Below are 17,688 nucleotides of genomic sequence, written 5' to 3' on the forward strand. Positions count from 1 at the left end.
ATAAGTGACGATCCACACAACCGGTGGAGAGAGCGATCCCGGGAACCTACAAAGTAGGTGGGCGCCGTGTGAGAAAACCCACGGGTCTTCCCAGGGACAGCTCCCTAAGGATCGTTAAGGCCCCGGGGAAAATGTTCTCCTGCCGGGAAGCACAGACCGTCCCGCCCAATATAGGCTGCCGGCCGGCTAAGCGCCAGTGAGACGGGCACTCTTTCCGTGTTGGGTTCAGGCCCTCGCGCCGCCAACACCTCACCCTTGCACAGGCACGGCCTCGTCCTTACGGTCGCGATGACCAACCGAGGAGCAAGAATGCGTTTCGAAGGCACGGCGGCTTATGTCGCCGACAAGGATCTGATGGTGGCCGTCAATGCGGCGATCGCGCTGGAGCGGCCCTTGCTGGTCAAGGGCGAGCCCGGCACCGGCAAGACGGAACTGGCCCGCCAGGTGGCGGCTGCACTCGGCCTCGACCTCATCGAATGGCACGTCAAGTCGACGACGCGGGCGCAGCAGGGCCTGTACGAATATGATGCCGTCTCGCGGCTGCGCGACAGCCAGTTGGGCGACGAGCGCTTTAACGACATCAGGAACTACATCAAGCGCGGCAAACTCTGGGAGGCTTTCGCCGCCGGCAGGAAGGTCGTGCTCTTGATCGACGAGATCGACAAGGCCGACATCGAATTCCCAAACGATCTCCTGCAGGAACTCGATCGGATGGAGTTCTTCGTCTACGAGACCGGCGAAACCATCCGCGCCGCCGTCAGGCCGATCGTCATCATCACCTCCAACAACGAGAAGGAGTTGCCGGACGCGTTCCTGCGCCGCTGCTTCTTCCATTACATCCGCTTTCCCGACGTCGACACGCTGCACAGAATCGTCGACGTCCACTATCCCGGCATCAAGCAGAACCTGGTTCGGGCAGCCCTCACCCAGTTCTACGAGATCCGCGATGTGCCGGGGCTGAAGAAAAAACCGTCGACCTCCGAGGCGCTCGACTGGATAAGGCTGCTGGTCGCCGACGACATCGCGCCCGAGGATCTGCGCGCCGACCCGAAGAACGCGTTGCCCAAGCTGCATGGCGCATTGCTGAAGAACGAACAGGATGTCCATCTGTTCGAGCGGCTTGCCTTCATGGCGCGCAGGCAAGGGTGAGGCGCCGGGCACTGGCTACGATCGAGCTTCGCTTGCGCCCTGAGCACGATGACGGTCCCTTGCCTCTTGCGGCGCGACGTTTCTGGGGCCGAAGACGACGAAGCTGATGACGGCAAGGGCAAGAACGCCGATCCCGCTATAGAGCATGACCCAGCCAAAACCGTTGACCAAGGCAGCATGCGCAAGCGCGCCGGACGGGTCGAGGGTCGCCAGCCTGGGCGAATATTGCGAGAGGCCATCGAGATTTCCGGTGGCGATCTTTTCCGCCAACGCGCGCAATTCGTCCGGGTCAAGGGCCGTGCCCAATGCGGTTTTGAGATAGGAAGCAATTCCCTGCGTCAACAGCAGGCCCAGCACCGCGATGTTGATGGCGAGCGTGATCAGCCGCGCGCTGATATCGATGCCCGAAGCCATGCCGGCGCGATCCGGCGACACCGAACCCGTCGTGGTGTTGGTGGTCGGTGAGTTGGTGAGGCCGATACCGATACCGGCGATCAGCGTACCGGGCAGCATGGTCAGCCAGCTGGTTCCCTCAAGGCTCGAACCTATCCTCATGGCGATAAAGCCGACCCCCAATGTCAGCAACCCGAGCGGGATCGCCACCCGCGCCTGATAGCGGGCGCGCAGGCGCTCGGCGGTCGAGGACATCAGCATCAAGGGAAGCGTGTAGACGAGCAGCAGCAGGCCGGTCGTGGTGCTGTCGTAGCCGAGCACACCCGAAAAATAGATCGGCAGATAGATGATGAACGGCCAATAGCTGAAATTCATGCCGATGCCGCCCATGATCGCTCCCGAAAATTGACGGATCCGAAACACCGAGAAATCGAACATCGGGTAGGGGCTGATCTTCTCGGCAACGAGGAACGCGGCGAAGGCCAGCACGGCAGCACTTGCTACGCCGATGCGGGCGCCAGAGCCGAGATCGGCCCCTTGCGTGATCAGATAGGAGAAGCCGAACACCGCGAACGAGAGCGTCAGGATACCGGCACGGTCAAGCTTCTGGGCATTGTGGTCGCGTGATTCGGTGACACCGGCACCGATGAAGACCAGCGCAAGGATGGCAAGCGGCACATGGATGAGGAACACCCACTGCCAGCTCGAGAACGCGACGATCAATCCACCGATGGCGGGACCAAAGCCAAGCCCGATCCCCGAGACGACGCTCCAGGCCACAAAAGCCTTGCCGCGTTCGCTGCCGTCCTGAAACTGGTGGGACAAGACGGCCACGCTGCAAGTGAACATCGCCCCTCCCGCCAGGCCTTGCAGGAAGCGTGCAATGATGAGGAGCGAAGCGCTCGGCGCGAGGCCGCACAGCAGTGAGGCCAGGCCGAAGGCGATGGTGGCGATCACCATCACCCGTTTGCGGCCGAAGCGGTCGGCCAGCGTTCCTGTCGCCATCAGCACCGTGGTGCAGGCAATGGTGTAGGCGTTCATGATCCATTGCAGATCCTTGAAGTCGGCGGCGAGCACGCTTTCCAGTCTCGGAAGGATCACCGGGACGCTGGAGATTTCGAGGCCGAACAGCAGCGAGGCAAGGCAGGCCCCGGCAAGCGCAACGGTGTTTCGGTCGATTTGAAACGTCATGTCGATCACTTTCTGTCGAAGCATTCTGGAACCGGGCTGGCTCTTCAAACTGCGGTCGAGATGACATAGACGACGCTTGACCATGAAAAAAGACTATGCATTTCTATTTCAGAGATAACAAAATGGAATGCCGGAGATGGCCAGTCTCGATGTCGATGCCGTGCGCACTTTCGTCATGGTGGCCGACCTGCAGAGCTTCACCCGGGCGGCTGCAGCACTTGGCAGCACCCAGGCGACGATCAGCGTCAAGTTGCGGCGGCTCGAGGAAAAGCTCGGCGCACGTTTGATCGAACGAACCCCGCGCCGCGTGGCACTGTCGGAAAGGGGGGCTGTCTTCCTGCCCGTGGCCCGCGAATTCCTTGCCGCCCATGAACGCGCCGTCGCGGAATTTTCCGCGGCGCCATGTCGGCTTGCGCTCGGCTTCGTCGATCATGTCGCGGGGCCTGAGCTTTCCACGCTGATCGCCCAGCTTCATGCCCACGATCCGTCGCTCGCGCTCAACATACGGATCGATACCAGCTCCATGCTGGAAGAAGCTTTCGATCGCGGCGAACTCGATGCGGTGATTGTGCACCAGGAAGATGACAGTCGACGCGGTGAAGCTTTGTCGCGCACCCACTATGGCTGGTTCGCGGCACCTGGCTTCGAATGGCGACCAGGCACGCCCCTGCGCCTGGCTCTTTTAAGCACCAGATGCAATTGCCCGGACCGTATGAGAGCGGTCGAGGCGCTGGACCGGGCAGGCATCGCCTGGAATGAGGCTTTCGTCGGCGGCGGCGGCGCTGCCGTCAACATCGCGGTATCGGCGGGCTTTGCCCTTTCCGCCCTCGCTTACCGGGTTGTGCCCCCGGGCTTGATCGAGGTGGGCCGCAAACTCGGCCTGCCACCAATTCCCCCGTCCGAGATCGTTTTGCAGTCGCACGCTCTGCCGCCGCGGGCGCGGGAGGCGCTGCACATGCTCGCGACCGCTTTTCGCGAATATAGTTCGCCTGCCGAATAGGCAAGGGTGTTCCTGATCCCGATTCTATTGGTATGGATCGGGTTCCAGACTTCAGAGGGAACGAAATGTCCGAGATAATCGTCCGCCCGCTCGCGCAGTCCGACCACGCCGATTGGCGGCGCCTGTGGACCGACTATCTCACCTTCTATGAGACGAAGCTGCCGGAAGAGGTCTACGCCGTCACCTGGAAGCGGCTGTTCACTCCGGGCGAATTCGAGCCAAAAGGCTTCATCGCCACACTGGACGGCAAGGCGGTCGGTCTCACGCACTACCTGTACCACCGCTCCGGCTGGTCGGAGAAAAACAACTGCTATCTGCAGGATTTGTTCGCCGACCCGGATGTGCGCGGCAAGGGGATCGGCGCCGCCCTTATCAACGCAGTGAAGGAAGAGGCGGCAAAGATCGGCGTCAAGAATGTCTACTGGATGACGCACGAGACCAACGCCACCGCGCGCAAGCTTTACGACCACGTCGCCCGCCGCACGGGCTTCATCGAGTATGATTTGCTGTAACCGGCCATGTTCATCCCCTTCTTCCTTGAACTGAAGGCTGCACGCGTTCCCGTCTCGCTCAGGGAATATCTGTCGCTGCTGGAAGGGCTGGAAGCCGGGCTGGTCGACTACGACGTCGAAGGTTTTTATTACCTCGCCCGCGCCGCCCTGGTGAAGGACGAGCGCCACATCGACCGCTTCGACCAGGTGTTCGCGCATGTCTTCAAGGGCATTGAAGCGCTGGGCGGACCGGACGCGCTGGACGTCGCCAATATCCCCGAGGAATGGTTGCGCCGCCTCGCCGAAAAGCACCTGACCGACGAGGAGAAAAAACTGGTCGAGGCGCTCGGCGGGTTCGAAAAGCTGATGGAGACTTTGAAACAGCGACTCGAGGAGCAAAAAGGTCGCCACCAGGGCGGCTCGAAATGGATCGGCACCGGCGGAACCTCGCCATTCGGCGCCTATGGCTACAATCCCGAAGGCGTGCGCATCGGCCAGCATGAAAGCCGCAACCGCCGCGCGGTGAAGGTCTGGGACAAGCGCGAGTTCAAAAATTTCGACGATGCCGTGGAGCTCGGCACGCGCAACATCAAGATCGCACTGAAGCGCCTGCGCCGCTGGGTGCGCGAGGGTGCCGAGGAGGAGTTCGACCTGCCCGGCACCATTCACGCCACGGCCGAACACGGCTATCTCGACGTGCAGACGCGGCCAGAGCGGCGCAACGCGGTGAAGCTGTTGATGTTCTTCGATGTCGGCGGCTCGATGGACGACCACATCAAAAGCGTCGAGGAGCTGTTCTCGGCCGCCCGCGCCGAATTCCGCCAGCTCGAATATTTCTATTTCCACAACTGCCTCTATGAGGGCGTGTGGAAGGACAATCGCCGCAGGCATGCCGAGGTGATTCCGACCTTCGACCTGCTTCACAAATATGGGCCGGACTACAAGGTGATCGTCGTCGGCGACGCCTCGATGAGCCCTTACGAGATCGCTCACCCCGGCGGTTCGGTCGAGCACTGGAATCCGGAGGCGGGCAGCGTCTGGCTCGGCCGTCTGCTGCAGCAATGGCCGAACGCGGTATGGCTGAACCCCGAAGACCCCAAGAACTGGGGCTACACCCACTCGATTGCGATGATCCGCGACATCTTCGGCGGCCGCATGTTCCCGCTGACGCTGGCCGGGCTTGAGGGCGCGACCAAGCAGCTTTCAAGAAAGCACTGAAAGACCGACAGGAGATCCGATGACCTGCTTCCTCTGCCTGCAATGCGGCGTCCAGTTCGCGGCGACAGAGACGCCGCCAAAACATTGCCCGATCTGCGAGGACGAGCGCCAATATGTGCGCTGGGAGGGCCAAGCGTGGATCACGCCGGAGGAACTTGCCGAAGGACACCGGCTTGTTATGAAGGACGATGCCGGCGTTCTCGCCTTCGGCATCGAGCCGCGCTTCGCCATCGGCCAACGGGCGCTGCTGGCGCAGACGCCACACGGCAACGTGCTGTGGGACTGCGTTTCGATGGTCAGCGACGAGGCGGTGGCCGAGATCAACCGCCGCGGTGGCCTGGCGGCGATCGCCATCTCGCACTGCCACTATTATTCGGTGATGGCCAGTTGGAGCGAGGCGTTTGGCGGCGTGCCGATTTATCTCCATGCCGATGACCGCCAATGGATCATGCGACCGCACAAGGCGATCGTCAGTTGGGAAGGCGAGACGCTGGCCATAAACCCTTCGCTGACGCTCATCCGCTGCGGCGGCCACTTTGCCGGCGGTCAGGTACTGCACTGGAAACGCGATGTCGGCGACGTCTTGCTGGCCGGCGATATCTTGCAGGTGACGCCGACGCGCCGCCATGTCAGCTTCATGTACAGCTATCCGAACTACATTCCGCTCAATGCAGCGGCCGTGCGCCGCATCGCGGCGGCACTGGAGCCATTCGCGTTCGACCATATCTATGGTGCATGGTGGAACCAGAATGTCATCGGGGGCGCAAAAGCGGCGTTGGCTGCTTCGGTCGATCGCTATCTCAGGGCGATCGCATAAAGATCACGATCGAAAATGCGGGCAAATCGCGTAACAAATGCCTATCTTGGTGCGAATATGAGGTTGCAATCCGCGCATGATCCCGAACCTCCGGTTCGGAAAGGATTATGCGCAAAACCAAAGTACTACAGCGTCCTTTGCGCGTCCGATGGGCGCGCGGCGCTGTAGTGGCGAGTCGGCAAGGCTGAGGAGATCACATGGACACCCACACCTACCCTGTAACCCGCACCGACGCCGAATGGCGCGCCCGGCTGACGCCGGAGCAGTATGCCGTCATGCGCGGCCACGGCACCGAGCGGCCGGGAAGCTGCGCCTTGCTGTATGAGAAGCGCGCCGGCACATTTTCCTGCGTCGGCTGCGACCAGCCTTTGTTTGAATCCAAGCTGAAGTTCGAGAGCGGCACCGGCTGGCCGAGCTTCAACGACCCGGTGCCGGGTTCGGTCGAAAACACCGTCGACCGCAGCTACGGCATGGTTCGCACCGAATGCCATTGCGCCCGCTGCGGCAGCCATCTCGGCCATGTCTTCGAGGACGGCCCGCCGCCGACTGGCCTGCGCTATTGCATCAACGGCGTGGCGCTGAAATTCGAGCCGGCGGCCTGAACCGAAATTCGATTGAATGAATGAAAAGGGCGGCTGCGGCCGCCCTTTTCATTGCCCCCCGGCCGAACCCGGCGAACGCGGTGGGCGCCCGTGTCCGCTCTCAGACCACGACCGTCAGGATCAGCCATAATGTGGCGCCGAGCGTCATCAGTGAGGCCTTGGCGCCACCGGCCTTTTCCGTGGTTCGCCATACGGAAAAGGTCAGAAAGAGGTTGTAGGGCACCGGTGCGAAATGCACCGCCAGAACCAGCGCGAGCGGCAGCTTCAGTCCGAGCAGGACGATCGCGGCCACCAGAGATGCTACGTTGAGCGCCGTGCCGACAAGAACAAGGTCGCGCCAGAACAGCCGGTCGAGCGGCACCTGGCCTTGCCAGCGTGAGCGGAAAAAGGAGCCGATACCCTCTGGCAACACCGGATGTCTATCCCTGCCTCAGGACTTCGGTTACCGCGCGCTCGAAACGCGAACATTCGGTCACCAGCCAGTCGGCCATGGCTGGCCAGTTGTCCTCGGCATAGCAGTTCACCCGCCACATCGAATTGATGCCGAGATCCTCGCAACTCTGTTCCGGCCTGAGCTTCAGCCGGGCTTCGATATCAGGCTGGAACGGTTTCAACCGCGACCACGCTTGCGTGGCGCCGAACTTCTCGTTGCGGCCGAAGAAGACGCCGACCTGGCTCTGCGCCGGCGCGACATACATGGAAAGGACCAAGGCGAAATCGGGCAGCCCGCGCTGCCAGAACCAGGGTCCGCGCCTCGCCATCAGAGCCCTTTCTTCCGGATGCCGCTCGGCGAACAGCGTCCAGAAGCCGCGCTGGCGGAATTCAGAGGCGCGGCGGGCGCCGAAGTCGAATTCGCTCATGGCTCGATGCTCGCTCCGGCATCATGCTCGGCCGGAGACTGTTTCGAAATTCGCTCCGGCGAGTCATATGGTGGTGGTTTCGAGAACCGGAGCGGAGCGTACTTAAAGTACGTGAGCTCAGTTCTACTGCATTGCAGTAGAACCAGGGAAGCGCAGAAAACGCCACCAGATGGCCGCCGGAGTAGAATTTCCAGACGGTCTCTACACCATGCCGAGTGCGGCCTTATACAGATCGAGGATGGTTTCCTCTTCCTGACGCTCGGCCTGGTCCTTCTTGCGCAGCCGGATGATCGTGCGCATCGCCTTGGTGTCGAAGCCTGTGCCCTTGGCCTCGGCGAACACTTCCTTGATGTCGTCGGAAATGGTCTTCTTCTCTTCCTCGAGCCGCTCTATGCGCTCGATGAAGGCACGCAGCTGGCCGGCGGCAACAGTCTGGCTGGTATCGGTGATATCGTCGGCCATATTTTTCTCCACGTCGTTTCTGCGCCGCGACTCGGGATGCATGCAGCGGCGAATTGAGCGGGCTCGATGCCCGACCGGCGGCGGCGGGTCAAGCTGTTATCGATGATCGAACTGACGCTGCCGCCACGATGCGGACAGCGATCCCCAGGAAGGTATCAATTAGCTGAAAGCGATCAGCAGATCCTTGGCATCGATCTGGTCGCCTGCCTTGACCAGCACCTCGGCGACCGTGCCGTCGCGCTCGGCATGCAGCGCCGTCTCCATCTTCATCGCTTCGATGGAAAGCAGCACGTCACCGGCCTTCACAGCCTGGCCGGCAGCCACCGAAAGCGCAGAAACGACGCCCGGCATCGGTGCGCCGACATGCGCCTCGTTGCCGGGTTCGGCCTTGCGGCGGGCCTTGGCGGCGGACGCGCCATGCGCCCGGTCGGGCACCTTGACACGGCGCGGCTGGCCGTTGAGCTCGAAGAACACGGTGACCATGCCCTTCTCGTCGACATCGCCGATGGCAAGGCACCGCACCACCAGCGTCTTGCCCTTCTCGATGTCGACGAAAATCTCGTCTTCCGGCTTCATGCCGTAGAAATAGGTCGGCGTCGGCAGCACGCTGACCGGCCCATAGGTTTCCTGTGCGCCGGCGAAATCCGTGAACACCTTCGGATACATCAGCCACGAGGCGAATTCGAATTCCGACAGCTTGCGCTCGAGCTTCTCCTCGATTTCCTTGCGGTTGGCCTTGAGGTCGGCTGGCTTGAGCAGCGAGCCGGGCCGCACCGTGATCGGCTTGTCGCCCTTGAGCGCCTTCCTCTGCAGCGCCGCCGGCCACCCGCCTGGCGACTGGCCGAGATCGCCGCGCAGCATCGAGACGACCGAGTCCGGGAAGGCGATATCCCTGTCGGGATTTTCGACATCGGCAACGGTCAGGTCCTGGCTGACCATCATCAATGCCATGTCGCCGACGACCTTGGACGACGGCGTCACCTTGACGATGTCGCCGAACATCAGATTGACGTCGTGATAGGTCTGCGCCACCTCGTGCCAGCGCGTCTCCAATCCGAGCGAGCGAGCCTGTTCCTTCAGATTGGTGAACTGCCCGCCCGGCATCTCGTGCAGATAGACTTCCGAGGCCGGCCCCTTGAGGTCGCTTTCGAAGGCGGCGTACTGGTTGCGCACCGCTTCCCAATAGAACGAGATCTTCCTGATCCATTGCGGGTCGAGACCGGGGTCGCGTTCGGTGCCCTTCAGCGCCTCGACGAGTGAGCCAAGGCAAGGCTGCGAGGTGTTGCCGGAGAAGGCATCCATCGCCGCGTCTATGGCGTCGACGCCGCTTTCCACCGCCGCCAGCACCGTCGCCGCCGACAGGCCCGACGTGTCGTGGGTGTGGAAATGGATCGGCAGGTCGGTCGCCTCGCGCAGCGCCTTGAACAGCACGCGTGCTGCGGAAGGCTTCAGCAGGCCGGCCATGTCCTTGACGGCGATGATGTGGGCGCCGGCCGCCTGCAATTCCCTGGCTAGGCCGACATAGTATTTGAGGTCGTATTTCGCCCGCGCCGGATCGAGGATATCGCCGGTGTAGCAGATCGCCGCTTCGATCAGCTTGCCCTCGGCTCCGACCGCATCCATGGCGACGCGCATGTTGTCGACCCAGTTCAGGCAATCGAAGACCCGGAACAGGTCGATGCCACCGCTTGCTGCCTGCTTGACGAAATGCTGCACGACATTGTCGGGATAGTTGGTGTAGCCGACGCCATTGGCACCGCGCAGCAGCATCTGCAACAGCAGATTGGGCGCCGCCTCGCGCACCAGCGACAGCCGCTCCCACGGATCCTCGGTGAGGAAGCGCATGGCGACGTCGAAGGTGGCGCCACCCCAGCATTCCAGCGATAGAAGCTGCGGCAAGGCACGCGCATAGGTACCGGCGATGCCGGCAATGTCATGCGTGCGCATGCGCGTCGCCAGCAGCGATTGATGGCCATCACGCATCGTTGTGTCGGTGACCAGAACCTCCTTCTGATCGCGCATCCAGGCGGCGAACTTCTGCGGGCCCAGCACATCCAGCTTCTGCTTGCTGCCGCCGGGCACATTGCCGTTGAGGTAAGGCACCACGGGTGCCGCGGCGTCGGCCTTCGGCTGCGGCCGGCCGCGCGTCTCGGGATGGCCGTTGACGCTGACGTCGGCGAGATAGTTGATGAGCTTGGTGGCGCGGTCCTGGCGCTTGACCTGCTGGAACAGTTCCGGCGTCGTGTCGATGAACTTGGTCGTGTAGGAATTGTCGGCGAAGCTCGGATGGTTGATGATCGCTTCGAGGAAGGTCAAATTGGTGGCGACGCCGCGGATGCGGAACTCGCGCAGCGCCCGATTCATGCGGGCGATCGTCTCGGCCGGCGTCGGCGCCCACGCCGTCACCTTCTCCAGCAGCGGATCGTAGAAGCGGGTGATGACCGCGCCCGAATAAGCGGTGCCGCCGTCGAGGCGGATGCCGAAGCCCGTCGCGCCGCGATAGGCGGTGATGCGGCCGTAATCCGGGATGAAATTGTGCTCGGGATCTTCCGTGGTGATACGGCACTGCAGCGCGTGGCCGTTCAGCCTTATGTCCTTCTGCGCCGGCACGCCTGATTCCGGTGTGCCGATGGCAAAGCCGTCGAGGATATGGATCTGCGCCTTGACGATATCGATGCCGGTCACCTGCTCGGTGACGGTGTGCTCGACCTGGATGCGCGGGTTGACCTCGATGAAATAGAATTTGCCGGTGTCGGCATCCTGCAGGAACTCGACCGTGCCGGCGCCGATATAGCTGGTCTCGCGGGCGATCTTGAGCGCATGGCCGCAAAGCTCCTCGCGCTGCGACATTTCGAGATAGGGCGCCGGCGCCCGCTCGACGACCTTCTGGTTGCGGCGCTGGATCGAACAGTCGCGCTCGAACAGGTGCACGGCATTGCCATGGGTATCGCCCAGCACCTGCACCTCGACATGGCGGGCGCGTTCGATCAGCTTTTCGAGATAGACCTCGTCCTTGCCGAAGGCGGCTTTCGCCTCGCGCTTGCCTTCGGTGACTTCACGGGCAAGGTCGGCTTCGGCGCGGATGGCCCGCATGCCGCGGCCGCCGCCGCCCCATGATGCCTTCAGCATCACCGGATAGCCGATTTCCTTGGCTAGTGTCTTGACCGTCTCCATGTCATCCGGCAACGGATCGGTGGCGGGGATCACCGGCACGCCGACCTCGATGGCGAGATTGCGCGCCGCGACCTTGTTGCCGAGCCGCCGCATTGTGTCCGGCCTCGGCCCGATGAAGGTAATGCCGGCTTCGGCACAGGCGTCGGCGAATTCGGGACTTTCCGACAACAATCCGTAGCCGGGATGGATAGCATCGGCACCCGACAGCCTGGCGACGCGGATCACCTCCTCGATCGACAGATAGCTTTCGATCGGCCCCATGTCCCTGGTCAGATGCGGCCCGCGTCCGACCTGGTAGCTCTCGTCGGCCTTGAAGCGATGCAGGGAGTATTTGTCTTCCTCCGCCCAGATCGCCACGGTTTTGAGCCCGAGTTCGTTGGCCGCGCGGAAGACGCGAATGGCGATTTCGGACCGGTTGGCGACGAGGATCTTCGTGATGGCCAAGGACTGGGCTCCAGCGACGGAAGGAAGAGAAATCGGCGCAATGATTAGCGTGAAAATGCTGCAGTGCAAACGAAATTGACGCGCATTTAAACCGATTGAAATGGAATCATTGCGCCAAGGACCCTCCCCATTCCTCCGAACAGCCAAAAAAGAGCCGGCTTTCCGGTTAATGCACGATCATTGCCCGGCTAAGCATCGGCTCCACCGGCCGCCCCTGAACATGACGATGGCAAAAGAAAATGCCCGGCGCGAGGCGCCGGGCATCCGTAAATGGTCTGGAGACTGACGAGCTTACATCTTCTGGACGTAGGTGTACTTGCCGTCGTCGCCCTTCTTCCATTCGTACATGACGTAGCCGGGCAGCGTCGGGTCGCCCTTGGCGTCATAGGACAGGTCGCCGAGAACGGTCTTGAAGGGGCCGTTTTCATGCAGCGCCTTGGCAACTGCCTGCGGGTCGTTCGACTTGGCAGCGGTCGCTGCTTCCGCGATCGCCTGCACGGCGGCGTAGGAGTAGAGCGTGTAGGCTTCCGGCTCGAAACCCTGCGCGCGGAACTTCTCGACGAGTTCCTTGTTGGCGGGGATCAGGCGCGGATCCGGGCCGAACGTGTTGAGCGTGCCCGCAACTGCGTCGCCAGCGATCGAAGCCAGTTCGTTCGACACGATGCCATCGCCGGAAACCAGCGTCGCCTTGAGGCCCTGGTCGGCCGCCTGACGGATGATCAGGCCGGCTTCGGTGTGCAGGCCGCCCCAATAGATGATGGAAACGCCGGCTTCCTTCATCTTGGCGATCAGCGCCGAGAAGTCCTTGTCGCCGACATTGATGCCTTCATACATGACTTCCGTCACGCCCTTGGCGTTCATCGCCTTCTTGGTTTCGTCGGCAAGGCCCTGACCGTAGGTGGTCTTGTCGTGAACGACAGCGATCTTGGCGTCCTTGAAGTTGGCGGCGAGATACGCGCCGGCAATGCTGCCCTGCTGGTCGTCGCGTCCGCAGGTGCGGAACACGTTCCACAGACCGCGCTCGGTGAATTGCGGGTTGGTCGCGGCCGGCGTCACTTCGACGATGCCGTTTTCCGCATAGACTTCAGATGCCGGGATAGAGACGCCGGAGTTGAAGTGGCCGACCACGAACTTGACGCCGTCGCCGACGAACTTGTTGGCGACCGAGATACCCTGCTTCGGATCGGAGACGTCGTCGCCGACTTCGAGCTTGATCTGCTCGCCGTTGATGCCGCCCTTGGCATTGATGTCGGCGACAGCAGCTTCCGCCCCCTTCTGCAGCTGCGCGCCGAAGGCGGCGTTCGGACCGGTGATCGGGCCCGCGACGCCCATCATTACGTCAGCCCACGCGCTGCCGCCGAACGCGACAAGCGCGGTCAGGGCGACGGCGGACAAAAGTGACTTTTTCATTTAAACGCTCCCATTAACGGAGTGGGCGTGGATGAAGCTTTCATGCGATGCCCACCCTTATCGCAGAAAGCATAGTTTGCCGATTTTCAGGCACTTGTCACGCCGATTCAATTTCGAGGCGGCGTTAATGATGAACGTCAACCTTTCGGTTTCCAGCTCAAGAGTGAAGCTCTTTCGTAGAGCCAATTATACTGTGTCACCATCTGGTTGGTGCGCGTGTATTGATAGCCGACGAAGCCGAGGATCATCAGCACGATGGTGTCGACGACATAATAATGCAGCGAGAACATGGTGCCGCCGAACAGCGCGTGATGGATGAAGCGGATCGCGATGCCGAGGCCCAGCACATAGGCGAACAGCTGGATGAAGCTGCGCCACGTCTGGGCACTGGCCTTGCCCGTCATCCACGCCGCCCAGCCGCCGAGCAGACAGGTGACGAAGAAGAACTGCCAGATCGAGGGTTCCTCGTAAAGAATGCCCTGCATGGTGAAGTCTCCTTAGCATGATCCCGAAAGTTGCGGACTTTCCGGACAAAGATCATGCGACAAACAAACAATCTGGAGCGGAATAGCGGTGCACGCATTCCGCTTCGAACTCAGTGGTGTCCGCCCTCGAGATAGGCGGCGCGCACTTCCGGATTGGCGAGCAGTTCCTTGCCGGTGCCGCTCATCGTCACATTGCCGTTGACCATGACATAGCCGCGCGTGGCGAGCTTGAGCGCGCCGAAGGCGTTCTGCTCGACCAGGAACACGGTCAGCCCCTGGGTGCGGTTCAGTTCGCGGATGGCGTCGAAGATCTGTTTGACGATCAGCGGCGCGAGACCCAGCGACGGCTCGTCGAGCAAAAGCAGCTTCGGCCGTGCCATCAGCGCGCGTCCGATCGACAGCATCTGCTGCTCACCGCCCGACAGCGTGCCACCGCGCTGGGTGATGCGCTCCTTCAAACGCGGGAACAGCGTGAACACCTTCTCGACGTCCTCGTCATAGTGCTTGAGGTTGTCGAGGCTGGCGCCCATCTGCAGGTTTTCCATCACCGTCATGCGCGGAAAGATCCGCCGGCCCTCGGGCGATTGGGCAATGCGCATGCGCGCGATCTCGTGCGTCGGCATCTGGGTTATGTCGGTGCCGGCAAAGGTGATAGTCCCGGCGCGAGCCCGCGGCGCACCGAAAATAGTCATCATCAGCGTCGACTTGCCGGCGCCATTGGCACCGATCAGCGCCACGATCTCACCCTGCTTGACGGTGACATCGACGCCGTTCAGCGCCCGGATGTTGCCGTAATAGGTCTGCACGCCCTTGATATCGAGCAGCGTTGTCGCGGCCATCACTTGCCCCCTCCACGCTTGCCCGCCACGGGCTTGGCAGCGGTCTTGCTCGCGGTCTTTCCGGAGGCTGCCTTTGCAGTCTTTGCGGAAGCATGGCTCGTCGCCACCTTGCCCGCATCCACGCGGCGCGAAAATTCCGTGTCCCTGCCCTGGCCGAGCAGCCTGGCCTGTTTAACCCATTCCTCGCGCGCGATCCGTCCGTCAAAAGCAAGATAGGCTTCGGCGGCCTCGACGTCGGCCTTTTTCCAGGCGCCGATCTGGTCGAAGTGGAAGATGCCGTGGTCGTTGAGCTTCTTCTCGTTGACCGTACCGATGCCCTTTATGCGGGTCAAATTGTCGGCCTTGCCGCCGCGAGGCGCAGCCAGCCGGTTGGAGATCTCTCCAGTCTTCGCCGCAGGCTTGGCGGATGCGGTCGACTTCGCCGCCGTGCCGGTTGCCGCCTTCGACGTCGCTTTCGGAGCAGGCTTTGCCTTCGCCGGCGGCACGGCTGCCAGCGAGGCTGCCTTGTTTGCCGCGGCGAGCGACCTGGCGTCGACCTGACCGGCCTTTGACGCTCCCTTGGCCACCGTAACCCGCTCGCCCGAACTATGGCCGACCGTGTCGGTCACCGGCCCGGCAAGATAGGACGACGATGTTCCCGGACCGTGCGCGGCATCCGGCCCCGTATCGAGCTGTTCGATGACATCTTCGTCGCCGACTTCGGTAAGGACCGCTTCGACTTCCTCGTCGTCGACGCCGAGATAGGCGGCGATGACGCGCGGATCGGTGCGCACCGACTGCGGACTGCCGTCGGAGATCTTGCGGCCATACTCCAGCACCACGACATGGTCGGAGATCTGCATGACCACCGACATGTCGTGCTCGATCAACAGGATCGAGGCGCCGGATGTGTTCTTGATGTCGATCAGCAGCTCGTTGAGCGCCGCCGATTCCTTCGGATTGAGGCCGGCCGCCGGCTCGTCGAGGCACAGAAGCTCGGGTCCCGTGCACATGGCGCGAGCGATCTCGAGACGGCGCTGCGCGCCATAGGGCAGGTCGCCGGCCGGGTCGTCGGCACGGTCGACAAGATCGGCCTTTTCCAGCCAATGCTTGGCGAGCTCCACCGATTCGGCCGAGGCCTTGCGATAGCCACTGAAGCCGAACAGGCCAAGCACCGTGTAGCCCGATGCCTTCATCAGTTTGTTGTGCTGGGCGACCAGCAGGTTCTCCAGCAGGGTCATGCCGGAGAACAGGCGGATGTTCTGGAAGGTGCGCGCCACCTTGGCGCGCGCCGGGATTTCATGGTTGGGCAGCCGCTCGAGCAGGAAGGTCGAACCATCGTTCCGGTTGAGCGTGATCATGCCTTCCGAGGGCTTGTAGAAGCCGGTGATGCAATTGAACACCGTGGTCTTGCCGGCGCCGTTGGGGCCGATCAGCGCGGTGATCTCGCCGCGCTTGGCGGCGAAAGACAGATCCCCGATGGCCACCAGGCCACCGAACTTCATCGACAGATGATCGACCTGAAGGATAGCGTCGTTCATGCCCGAAGCGGCTTTCTGAACAGGGTTCGCATTCATCAGCCGTGTCCTTCCTTGGTGAAGGAGCTTGAGACGGCCTTTCGCTCCTTCAGGAAGGCGGTTGGTTCACGACTGCCGACGAAGCCGCGCGGCTTCCACAGCATGACGATGACCATGGCCATGCCGAACAGAAGCATGCGGTAGAGTTCCGGTGTGAAGTCCGGTCCGAAGACCTGCTTGAGGAAGTCGAGTTCGCGCAACGCCTCGGTGCCGCCGATCATCACCATTGCGGCGACCGCTATGCCGACCAGCGAGCCCATGCCACCGAGAACCACGATGGCCAGGATAATGGCCGATTCCAGGAAGACGAAGGATTCCGGGCTGACGAAGCCCTGCCGTGCGGCGAAGAATGCGCCGGCGAAGCCGCCGAACATCGCACCCGTGGCAAAGGCCGTAAGCTTCGTGGTGGTGGTGTTGATGCCGAGCGAGCGGCAGGCGATCTCGTCCTCGCGCAACGCTTCCCAGGCACGGCCGACCGGCATGCGCCGCAGCCGGATGGTGACGAAGGCTGTCAGCAGCGCCAGCGCCAGGATCAGGTAATAGAGGAAGATCTTGTAGTAGGCGCTCGATGTCGCCAGATGCAGCACCTTGGCGACGTAATTGGGGTCCGACACGTTGAAGGTCATCAGGCCGAAGAAGGTGACCTTCGGGATGCCGGAAATACCGGCTGAACCGTTGGTGACCTCCCGCCAGTTGATCAGCACCAGGCGGATGATCTCACCGAAAGCCAAGGTGACGATCGCCAGGTAATCGCCGCGCAGGCGCAGCACCGGGAAACCGAGCAGCACGCCCCAGAAGGCGGCCATGGCCCCGGCGGCCGGCAAAAGGATCCAGAACGACAGGCCGTACTGCGTGCCGAGCAGCGCATAGGCATAGGCGCCGACCGCGTAGAAGGCCACATAACCGAGGTCGAGCAGGCCGGCGAGGCCAACGACAATGTTCAGGCCCCAGGCCAGCATCACATAGATCAGGATCTGGATGCCGAAATTGTCGACCCATTTCAGCGAGCCTTGCAGTCCGCCGACGAACGACCAGGACATCAGCGACAGGATCGCCACCACCAGGATCGGATAGAGGATCAGCGCGGCAATGCCGAGTTTGGTGAAGTTGGCATGAATGAAGCCGCGGAAATAATAGATCACGCAGGCCAGCACATAGATGACCGACAAGGCGCGCAGGAACTGCAGATAGCCCGCCGGCTCCGCTCCCACCCATCCGACGAGAGAGCTGTTGACCGCAAACAACACCACCGCCGCGACCAAGGCCACGATGAAGGCCGGCAACTGGAAGAAGCGTGACGCCACGCTGGCCGGCAGCAGGCCGGTGGCGACGTCGGTGATCTTCTGGTTGGCCAGGAAGGGCTGTCCATAGGCGACATAGAGGAAGCGCCCGACAGCCGTGGCGATAACCACGGCGGCAAGCAGGCCCCAGCGTGTCGTCAGGACCAGTTCATTGGAAATGTTCTGGCCGGTCTTCAGGCCGATGAACAGCACGAACAGGCCAAACGATATGGCAGCGGCATAGAGCGCCTCACGCAATGCGCGCTGCATGGGGGTGGCGACGGTGTCGCGCTCCGGAGATACGGTGACGGCCATAG

At 62.3% G+C, this 17,688-nt stretch carries 16 protein-coding genes and 1 other RNA gene; 6 read left to right on the forward strand and 11 right to left on the reverse strand.

The window, feature by feature from the left end; all coding sequences use genetic code 11:
- Positions 1–5 precede the first annotated feature (5 nt).
- A non-coding RNA gene (gene ssrS / locus LB559_RS17535) (6S RNA) lies at positions 6–161 on the reverse strand.
- Positions 162–309: 148 nt separating this feature from the next.
- Between ssrS and LB559_RS17540 the strand changes: the two genes are divergently transcribed.
- The gene (locus LB559_RS17540; RefSeq protein ID WP_224674600.1) at positions 310–1,149 is read left to right on the forward strand and encodes an AAA family ATPase; all 840 of its coding nucleotides are present in this window, start codon (positions 310–312) and stop codon (positions 1,147–1,149) included.
- A gap of 15 nt (positions 1,150–1,164) precedes the next feature.
- Here the strand turns inward: LB559_RS17540 and LB559_RS17545 are convergent, their stop codons facing one another.
- Positions 1,165–2,733, reverse strand: coding sequence for an MFS transporter (locus LB559_RS17545; RefSeq protein ID WP_063173817.1), 1,569 nt, complete (start codon positions 2,731–2,733; stop codon positions 1,165–1,167).
- A 136-nt stretch (positions 2,734–2,869) separates the two neighbouring features.
- Here LB559_RS17545 and LB559_RS17550 point away from each other — a divergent pair, with 136 nt between their 5' ends.
- From LB559_RS17550 to msrB, 5 genes are all read left to right on the forward strand, one after another.
- On the forward strand, positions 2,870–3,733 hold the full coding sequence (locus LB559_RS17550) for a LysR family transcriptional regulator (protein ID WP_024502900.1): 864 nt from the start codon (positions 2,870–2,872) through the stop codon (positions 3,731–3,733).
- A 65-nt stretch (positions 3,734–3,798) separates the two neighbouring features.
- Positions 3,799–4,245, forward strand: coding sequence for a GNAT family N-acetyltransferase (locus LB559_RS17555; RefSeq protein WP_013529104.1), 447 nt, complete (start codon positions 3,799–3,801; stop codon positions 4,243–4,245).
- Positions 4,246–4,251: 6 nt separating this feature from the next.
- Complete coding sequence (locus tag LB559_RS17560; protein ID WP_224674601.1) at positions 4,252–5,442, forward strand: vWA domain-containing protein; 1,191 nt, start codon at positions 4,252–4,254, stop codon at positions 5,440–5,442.
- 19 nt (positions 5,443–5,461) lie between these two features.
- Entirely contained in the window at positions 5,462–6,259 is a 798-nt protein-coding gene (locus LB559_RS17565; protein ID WP_224618765.1) for an MBL fold metallo-hydrolase, read from the forward strand.
- Between the two features lie 197 nt (positions 6,260–6,456).
- Entirely contained in the window at positions 6,457–6,861 is a 405-nt protein-coding gene (gene msrB, locus LB559_RS17570) for a peptide-methionine (R)-S-oxide reductase MsrB (RefSeq protein WP_013529102.1), read from the forward strand.
- Positions 6,862–6,961: 100 nt separating this feature from the next.
- Here msrB and LB559_RS17575 read toward each other — a convergent pair whose 3' ends face one another.
- The 9 genes from LB559_RS17575 to livM all read right to left on the reverse strand — a co-directional run bounded on the left by LB559_RS17575 (position 6,962) and on the right by livM (position 17,686).
- The gene (locus LB559_RS17575; protein ID WP_024502896.1) at positions 6,962–7,273 is read right to left on the reverse strand and encodes a hypothetical protein; all 312 of its coding nucleotides are present in this window, start codon (positions 7,271–7,273) and stop codon (positions 6,962–6,964) included.
- 7 nt (positions 7,274–7,280) lie between these two features.
- On the reverse strand, positions 7,281–7,721 hold the full coding sequence (locus LB559_RS17580) for a hypothetical protein (protein ID WP_013529100.1): 441 nt from the start codon (positions 7,719–7,721) through the stop codon (positions 7,281–7,283).
- Between the two features lie 201 nt (positions 7,722–7,922).
- A complete protein-coding gene (locus tag LB559_RS17585; protein ID WP_013529099.1) occupies positions 7,923–8,183 on the reverse strand; it encodes a DUF2312 domain-containing protein in 261 nt (86 codons plus the stop codon).
- A 159-nt stretch (positions 8,184–8,342) separates the two neighbouring features.
- The gene (pyc, locus tag LB559_RS17590; RefSeq protein WP_224674602.1) at positions 8,343–11,801 is read right to left on the reverse strand and encodes a pyruvate carboxylase; all 3,459 of its coding nucleotides are present in this window, start codon (positions 11,799–11,801) and stop codon (positions 8,343–8,345) included.
- A gap of 291 nt (positions 11,802–12,092) precedes the next feature.
- Positions 12,093–13,211, reverse strand: a complete 1,119-nt coding sequence (locus LB559_RS17595) for a branched-chain amino acid ABC transporter substrate-binding protein (RefSeq protein WP_013529097.1) — start codon at positions 13,209–13,211, stop codon at positions 12,093–12,095.
- A gap of 137 nt (positions 13,212–13,348) precedes the next feature.
- Positions 13,349–13,696: a DUF6867 family protein gene (locus LB559_RS17600; protein WP_013529096.1), complete on the reverse strand. Its 348-nt coding sequence runs from the start codon at positions 13,694–13,696 to the stop codon at positions 13,349–13,351.
- A gap of 110 nt (positions 13,697–13,806) precedes the next feature.
- Positions 13,807–14,535, reverse strand: a complete 729-nt coding sequence (locus LB559_RS17605) for an ABC transporter ATP-binding protein (protein WP_013529095.1) — start codon at positions 14,533–14,535, stop codon at positions 13,807–13,809.
- Positions 14,535–16,091, reverse strand: a complete 1,557-nt coding sequence (locus LB559_RS17610; RefSeq protein ID WP_063173264.1) for an ATP-binding cassette domain-containing protein — start codon at positions 16,089–16,091, stop codon at positions 14,535–14,537. Before LB559_RS17610 ends, LB559_RS17605 begins: the two co-directional genes overlap by 1 nt.
- Positions 16,091–17,686, reverse strand: a complete 1,596-nt coding sequence (gene livM, locus LB559_RS17615) for a high-affinity branched-chain amino acid ABC transporter permease LivM (RefSeq protein ID WP_013529093.1) — start codon at positions 17,684–17,686, stop codon at positions 16,091–16,093. Before livM ends, LB559_RS17610 begins: the two co-directional genes overlap by 1 nt.
- Between the last annotated feature and the right edge of the window lie 2 nt (positions 17,687–17,688).

Source organism: Mesorhizobium sp. BR1-1-3 (genome assembly GCF_020165455.1).
GTDB classification, from domain to species: Bacteria; Pseudomonadota; Alphaproteobacteria; order Rhizobiales; family Rhizobiaceae; genus Mesorhizobium; species Mesorhizobium ciceri.

Coding starts and splice junctions, on each gene's coding strand:
- LB559_RS17540 (WP_224674600.1), top strand. CDS start 310: ATGCGTTTCGAAGGCACGGCGGCTTATGTCGCCGACAAGGATCTGATG.
- LB559_RS17545 (WP_063173817.1), bottom strand. CDS start 2,733: ATGACGTTTCAAATCGACCGAAACACCGTTGCGCTTGCCGGGGCCTGC.
- LB559_RS17550 (WP_024502900.1), top strand. CDS start 2,870: ATGGCCAGTCTCGATGTCGATGCCGTGCGCACTTTCGTCATGGTGGCC.
- LB559_RS17555 (WP_013529104.1), top strand. CDS start 3,799: ATGTCCGAGATAATCGTCCGCCCGCTCGCGCAGTCCGACCACGCCGAT.
- LB559_RS17560 (WP_224674601.1), top strand. CDS start 4,252: ATGTTCATCCCCTTCTTCCTTGAACTGAAGGCTGCACGCGTTCCCGTC.
- LB559_RS17565 (WP_224618765.1), top strand. CDS start 5,462: ATGACCTGCTTCCTCTGCCTGCAATGCGGCGTCCAGTTCGCGGCGACA.
- msrB (WP_013529102.1), top strand. CDS start 6,457: ATGGACACCCACACCTACCCTGTAACCCGCACCGACGCCGAATGGCGC.
- LB559_RS17580 (WP_013529100.1), bottom strand. CDS start 7,721: ATGAGCGAATTCGACTTCGGCGCCCGCCGCGCCTCTGAATTCCGCCAG.
- LB559_RS17585 (WP_013529099.1), bottom strand. CDS start 8,183: ATGGCCGACGATATCACCGATACCAGCCAGACTGTTGCCGCCGGCCAG.
- LB559_RS17595 (WP_013529097.1), bottom strand. CDS start 13,211: ATGAAAAAGTCACTTTTGTCCGCCGTCGCCCTGACCGCGCTTGTCGCG.
- LB559_RS17600 (WP_013529096.1), bottom strand. CDS start 13,696: ATGCAGGGCATTCTTTACGAGGAACCCTCGATCTGGCAGTTCTTCTTC.
- LB559_RS17605 (WP_013529095.1), bottom strand. CDS start 14,535: ATGGCCGCGACAACGCTGCTCGATATCAAGGGCGTGCAGACCTATTAC.
- LB559_RS17610 (WP_063173264.1), bottom strand. CDS start 16,091: ATGAATGCGAACCCTGTTCAGAAAGCCGCTTCGGGCATGAACGACGCT.
- livM (WP_013529093.1), bottom strand. CDS start 17,686: ATGGCCGTCACCGTATCTCCGGAGCGCGACACCGTCGCCACCCCCATG.